General features: G+C 72.0%; 4 protein-coding genes. 2 read left to right on the top strand and 2 right to left on the bottom strand.

What is annotated here, in order from left to right:
• Nucleotides 1-445: 445 nt before the first annotated feature.
• Complete coding sequence (locus tag ACWCPW_RS51310; protein WP_449768568.1) at nt 446-982, top strand: hypothetical protein; 537 nt, start codon at nt 446-448, stop codon at nt 980-982.
• Nucleotides 983-1655: 673 nt separating this feature from the next.
• Nucleotides 1656-2372, top strand: coding sequence for a hypothetical protein (locus ACWCPW_RS51305; RefSeq protein ID WP_449768567.1), 717 nt, complete (start codon nt 1656-1658; stop codon nt 2370-2372).
• Between the two features lie 348 nt (nt 2373-2720).
• On the opposite strand, the gene ACWCPW_RS51300 is transcribed toward ACWCPW_RS51305, so the two are convergent.
• Entirely contained in the window at nt 2721-5276 is a 2556-nt protein-coding gene (locus ACWCPW_RS51300; protein ID WP_449768566.1) for an FtsX-like permease family protein, read from the bottom strand.
• Entirely contained in the window at nt 5273-6112 is an 840-nt protein-coding gene (locus tag ACWCPW_RS51295; protein ID WP_449768565.1) for an ABC transporter ATP-binding protein, read from the bottom strand. Before ACWCPW_RS51295 ends, ACWCPW_RS51300 begins: the two co-directional genes overlap by 4 nt.
• Nucleotides 6113-6396: the final 284 nt, after the last annotated feature.

Below are 6396 nucleotides of genomic sequence, written 5' to 3'. Positions count from 1 at the left end.
CCAACAGGAACGGCTCGAACGCGATCGCCGTCCCGCTCGCGGCTCGTGCCACTGCTCTGCGGCCGAAGAGGTACAGCGCCGCGCATAGGTACGCGAGGACGGGGGCCCGGGCGGGCGGTGCGCACAGGTACGCGAGGACGAGGGCCCGGGCGGGCGGTCCGGTGCGGAGCGGCGATCCGGGCCTCGCGGATCGACGCTGCGCGGCCGTGGGGGAGACGGGCCTCGGCGGATGGCCATTGTCGCCGCCCGCGGGTCGTCGGGTGCGGCGGGGAGGGAGCAACGCCGGTAGTGGCGGGTGCCGTTCGTGCGGGCGGCGATGGCACGGGTGGCCGTATCGCCCTTCCGGCGCCGGTGTCGGGATTCGTGCTACCCGAGTCCCTCCCGGGGTCTAATCTGCGGGCATGTCGCGCTACCCCGCGTCCGCGGCCATGCGAGGAGGTGTTCCGTGTCATCTCACTGCGATCCCTTGCACGCCCGCGTCGGCGATGTGGGCGCGGCGCTGATGATGATCGACTCTCGGCTCAGGAGCATTCACGGGGACGGGACCGACTGCGATCCGGAACAGCGGGAGTTGACGGACCGGTTCGTGGCGTCGGTGGGCCCGGAGGGGGCGGTGGCCGTGCTGGACGGAGCGTGCACGCTCGTCTTCCTGTTCATGGAGTGGCTGCGGGTCGCCTATGCGGAGCATGGAATGGATCCCATCGAACGTGTGGTGCCCAGCCTCGTGGCCACCCTGCGAATGATGCCCGTGAGCGTCCGCCCCGAAGCCATGCCCACCATGGCCGGCCTGGTCGTCGCCGCGGGAACGGGGTTGAGCCCCGCCCTGTGGCGGGCGCAGTACGGATTTTGGACCGAGGACGAGATGACTCCCCTGGAGGCGACCGCCTTTCTGCTCGCGGAGCACATCAATCGCCTCACGGACGACCCGAACTTCGCCACCCGCATGATCGCCGACACGCTGTCCGCAGCGGACCGCGACTGAGGCACCTCGGATTCGGCGGGGCCGGCGCCCCGCTGCCCGGTCCCGCTACTCGTACCCTGCCGGGTCGCGATCGGCGGCGCGTGGCGCACCGTCACGGGAGCGATGTCGTCCCGCGACCGGGCCACTGGAAATCGTGGTCTGCCGTAGTGCGGAATCCGCTGGGCCGTGTCGGGCGCCGGCATCGCGCCCGAGGTTCCGGCTGCTTTTCACGCCCGCCGGCCGACTGGTAACTTACCTACTCCCTAACGCCGTTCGTCAAAGGACGCCCGTGACAGAGGACGACCGCCCACAGTCGTTGGCAGAGGAACTCGGCCATGCTCTTCAAGGGTATTTTTCCGTTCTCGGCGAGATAGCGATGGCAAGGGCGTTGGACAACGGCGTGCACGGGCCGACCGCCTTCTTCGAAGGAACTCGACAAAGAAGCAGACGACGTCTATCGGCGGTCCACAAGGAACTCGCGAAGCAGGTGGGGGCCGCCGCGGAACGTGCCGCGGGTGTCGAGGTCGCCTCGGGTCGTCCGGCGAACGTGGTCGATATCCTCAGGTTCCTGCCGGACCACGTGCCCACCGTCCCGGACCGCGCCGATGCACCCACGCTGGAATCCGACCCGCCCGCGGTGGTCCTCGCTGATCAACTCGCACGGGGAGCACGGGGAATCGCCGACCAAGTACCCATGGACGACGCGGGCGCCCATCCCATGGCCTGGCAACTGTTGGAGGTGGCCGCACGCGAGGCCAGGCGACATGCCAAGGACACCCGCCCGCTCCAGTTCGCCATCGAGATGTATGTCGAGGCCGAGCGCATGTCTCGCGACCCGTCTTGGCGAGTGCGCGAGGGCGCCTCGGAGCCGCAACTGGCTGCGGAAATCTGCGTTGCGCGGTGGATGACCGGGGCGACCGCCGAATTCCTCGACAAGACGACCGAGGTGTTCGCCGCCCAGCGCGACGACTACCTGCCCGCACGCGCGGACGGCGTCGCCGGCGGCGTGGCGCGGATGTACGCCCGACGTGAGCAGGGGCAATCCGTAGCGCAGGCAGGGGAGTTGCCCGACAGGACCTCGGGTGGTCGTCCGGTGCCCGTAGTCGGAGCGAGGGCGAAGACAGGTGCCCGGCATGCCGACGGCGCCCCAGTGGCGGGCCGCGTTTCGAACGCGCCGGCCGAAGTCAACAGGGCCGAACCGGCGGCCCCGGCACCGGGCGCGAAGAGCGCGACCTCTTCGTTCCCGACGCCCGCACACCACGTTGCCGCCATCGGCATGCGGGCCGTGGACAAGAACCTGTCGGCCGCACCACCCCCCGCGATCGGTCCGGGGAGCAGCGACACCGCCGTCAACACCACCCTCGAACCACGCATCCCCACCCGCACCCAAACCGCCCGAATGGCCAGGTAGGCGCACGTCGACCGGCGCGTGTCCGCACCCGGTGGTCACGCGGATTCGCACGTAACAGGCGCGGGGAACGCGGCCGATCGATCCCGATCGGCGGTCGGCGGCACGTCGCACGACGTCCTGAGCACCGGCCGACGCCCGGAGCATCACACGCTCTGCCCGGCGATCCCGGCGCCGTCGAACCCTGGTGCGTGATACCCGGCGCCGTACGCGCGCCGTTACCGTGTCGCTTCGTCGTCGCTTCGTGTCGGAAGCGATCGGCCTGCCTGCTGCCTGCTGCCTGCTGCCTGCCGCCGACCGGCGACCGGCGACCGGGCGCTCGGCGACCGCCGACCGCCGACCGCCCGGATGCTAGTCCGTGGCCGCTTCGGGCGCGCGGAGGTTGCCACGCAGCAGTGCCGCCGCAGGCACGAGAGTCGCGAGCAGGGTCAGTGCCAGGGCGCCACCGGCCACGGCGAACCATACGGCGGGCGACCCGGCCGGGAGTGGTGTGCCCAGGACGCTGATGTCCAGGGGCACCAGGGTCAGGGCGCCGACGACGGTGCCGAGGATGACGCCGGCCGCCGAGGTGACGACTGCCTCGGCCGCCACCATGCGCAGTACCTGGCGTTTCCCGGCTCCGACGAGCCGGTGGAGCGTGAACTCGCGGCGGCGCCCGACGGTGGCGAGCACCAAGGTATTGACCAGGGCGATGGTCGCGTATCCGACGACCACTGCCAGGACGAGATAGGCCATCCATTCCTGCGTCTTGTCGTCGTCTTGTGCCGCGACGAGATTCTCGCTTCCGGTGACGCGCAGGCCTGGGTGGTCGGCGGCCAGTGTGGCGAGCGCGGCGGACAACGCGGTGTGGTCGGTGCCGGGAGCGCCGCGCACCAGGATCTGCGGGATCAGGGCGCTGTCGGTGTGGCCGACGAGCGCGGCCGCGGGCATCATCATGAACTCGTATCCCGGTCGCGCCGCCAACGTGGCGACGAGCTTCAAGCTGGTATGGCTGCCGTCGCCCAGTCGGAGGGGGACCATGTCCCCGAGGCGGTGGCTGCCGGCGTGGCGTGCGGGCAACGCCACGCTGTTCCCGTGCAGTTCGCCGAGGCTCCCGGAGAGGACGCGCACGCCCGTCGTGGCGCCGGCGCCTTCCGCCGTGACACCGATCAGGGGAAGCTCCACCGGCCGGGACCCTTCCGGGCCTGTGTCCGCGTTCCGGGGAGGCCCGGAGGCGGGTGCTTGACGCAGGAGGTATCCGGTGCCGGCCACGCGGGCGGATGTTGCCGCGACGCCCGGGACGGCCGCAACCTTGTCGATGAGTTCCAGGGGTAGTCCGCCGGCGTCGGAGGTGACCACGACGTCGGCCTCGAGGGTGTCGCGGAAGGCGGCTTGGGCGCCCGCGGACTGGGTGGTCTGCATGTAGATCAGTCCGATGGCCAGACCGGTGGCGAGCATGACCGGGGTGACGGCCGCGGCTGTCAGGGCCGGACGGGCCTCGATGTTGGAGTGCGCGAGCCGGCCGGCGAGGCCCGCCGAGGCCCGCACCGGGCGCCGCAACGCGGTGACGATGACCCCGCACAGCGGCGGTGCGAGCAGACCGAATCCGGCGGTCCAGACCATCGCGGCGGGGGTGGCGACGCCGGCCGCGTCCGGGCCGTCGGAGCCGGCGGTGCCCCAGGCGAGGGCGGCGCCGCCCGCCAGGAGCAGGAAGCCCGTGACCAGCCGTACGCGGCTCAACCGCCCGTGTCCGATCGCGGCTTCGGCGAGCGCCTCGACCAGTCGGATTTTCGCCGCGGCGCCGGAGGCGGCGAACGCCGCGGCCAACGCGGTGAGCAGCGCGGTGGCGATGCCGGCGATCCGCGGCGCGAGCCCGGCGCGGAAGGCGAGGGAGTCGGGGACCACTCCGACGTCGGCGAAGGCGTCGAGCAGCAGGCTCCCGACGTGCGGACCGAGCCACCAGGCCGGGGCGATCGCGACGGCGGTGAGAAGCATCGTCTCGCCGACGACGAGCCGGCGCAGTTGACCGGGGGTGGCGCCGGTGGCCCGCAGGAGGGCCAGCTCGTGCCGGCGCTGTCGGATCGACAGGCCGAGGGTGGCGGTGACAACGAACACGGCGACCATCGCGGACAGTCCGCCGAAGGCCGCGGCCAACGGAATGAGATCGCCCGCGTCGGCGAGCACTCCGGGGTCCTCGGCGCGACCGCGCTCGTCACCGGTCAGGACGACGAGGGAATGTCCCCGCACCAGCGTGCGCAGATCCCGGACCACCCGGCTCGGGTCCGTTCCGGGGGTGGGGAACACACCGAGGGCGTCGATCTTGCCGGGGTGGGCGGCGACCCGGGCGGCGTCGGCGTCGGACAGCAGGACCGTCGGCGCGTTGCCGCCCCCGGTGATCAGGCCGGAGATCTCGTAACGGGCGGTCCCGCCGTGGGCGAGCAGGTCCACGTGGGCTCCGGGGCGGAGCCCGTTGCGCTTTGCCGTGCGCGCGTCCAGGACGACCTGCCCGGCCCCGGTCGGTGCCTTGCCGGCCACGAGCCGGTAGGGAGCGAGTTCGGCCGACGACCAACCGCGGCCGGTCACCTTGGTGGCGGGCCGGTCGGCGTCGCCGACCACCGCGGCGGCAAACGAGGAATCCGGCACGGCGGCGGCGACGCCGGGCAGGGCGGCGACCTGTGCGACCAGTGCCGCGTCCGGGCGGACACGCTCGGGGAAGACCAGTTCCTCCTGGGACCCGGTGTAGCGCTGGTCGCCGGTCACCACGATCGGCGCGGCCTCGAACCGTGTGGGCGGTGCCGCGGCGCGCAGGCCGGTCTCCAGGAGGCCGCCGCACCCCACCATGATCATCGCGCCGAGGAACACGGCGACAAACGTCGCGAGGAATCCGCTTTTGTGGAAGCGCAGGGTGCGCAGCGCGAGCCGGATCACCGGTGCCCGCCGATACCGGCGAGGACCGCGTTCGACGCAGTGGTGGTCGGGGACGGGGCCGCATGGGCTCGGCTCGCTCCTTCGGCGGCCGTATCCGGACGTGTCATCCGATCACGGATGCGATCGACGGTGGGAGTGCGCAGGTCGGCGGTGATCCGGCCGTCGGCGAGGAACAGGACGCGGTCGGCGTGCGCCGCCGCCGCGGCGTCGTGGGTGACCATCACCACGCATTGCCCCCACGCGTCGACGGCGTTTCGGAGCAGGGCCAAGACGTGTTCCCCGGCTCGTGTGTCCAGGGCCGCGGTCGGTTCGTCGCAGAAGACTACGGCGGGGCGGGTGATCAAGGCCCGCGCGATGGCGACGCGTTGTTGCTGCCCGCCGGAGAGTTCGGCCGGACGCGCTCGCCGACGTCCGGCCAAACCGACCCGTTCCAGCGCATCGTCGACCATGCCCTTGCGCGGCCTCGTGCCGGCCAGCCGCAGGGGCAGCGCCACGTTTTCGGCGACACTCAGCGCGGGCAGCAGGTTGTAAGCCTGGAAGACGAAGCCGATCCGAGTGCGGCGCAGTCGGGCCAAGCGTCGTTCGCCGAGCGTGGACATGTCGACGCCGTCGAGGACGACGGATCCCGAACTCGGCCGGTCCAACCCGGCCGCGCAGTGCAGCAAAGTGGTCTTGCCCGAGCCGGACGCGCCCATGACGGCGGTGAACGTACCCGGTCGCAGACCGACGCTGACGTCGTCGAGGGCGGTGACCGTCTTCGTCGACGCCCCGTACACCTTGCTTACGGCGTGCAGACGCAGGATCTCGCTCGATCGGGGATCGGGTGTCGTATGCATGGGCCGTCCTTGCTGCGCTCGGTTGCGGCTGGGCCGCGCGGGTTGCGTCGAGGGATGGGGCGAATCGGCGGCGAGGGGCGACAGGTGTCGCTCCGCGTCGCATACGCCCCCTTCGCTCCGACCTCCATGCTGGTCGAGAGAGCCCTCGCGTCGGCAGCCTCGTGCGGTGGAATCCGGGGTCCACCGATCGGTGGAGCCCCCGCTGGAACCCCGTGTTGGCCCGGGCCGCCCGGCACCGCCCCGCCAGGGCGGGTGGGGGGGTAATAGAACGCCGCGGGCGCGGG

The sequence above is a fragment of the Embleya sp. NPDC001921 genome, assembly GCF_053594475.1.
The sequence above is the reverse complement of the archived record's forward strand: the minus strand, read 5'-3'. Positions and strand labels throughout refer to the sequence as shown.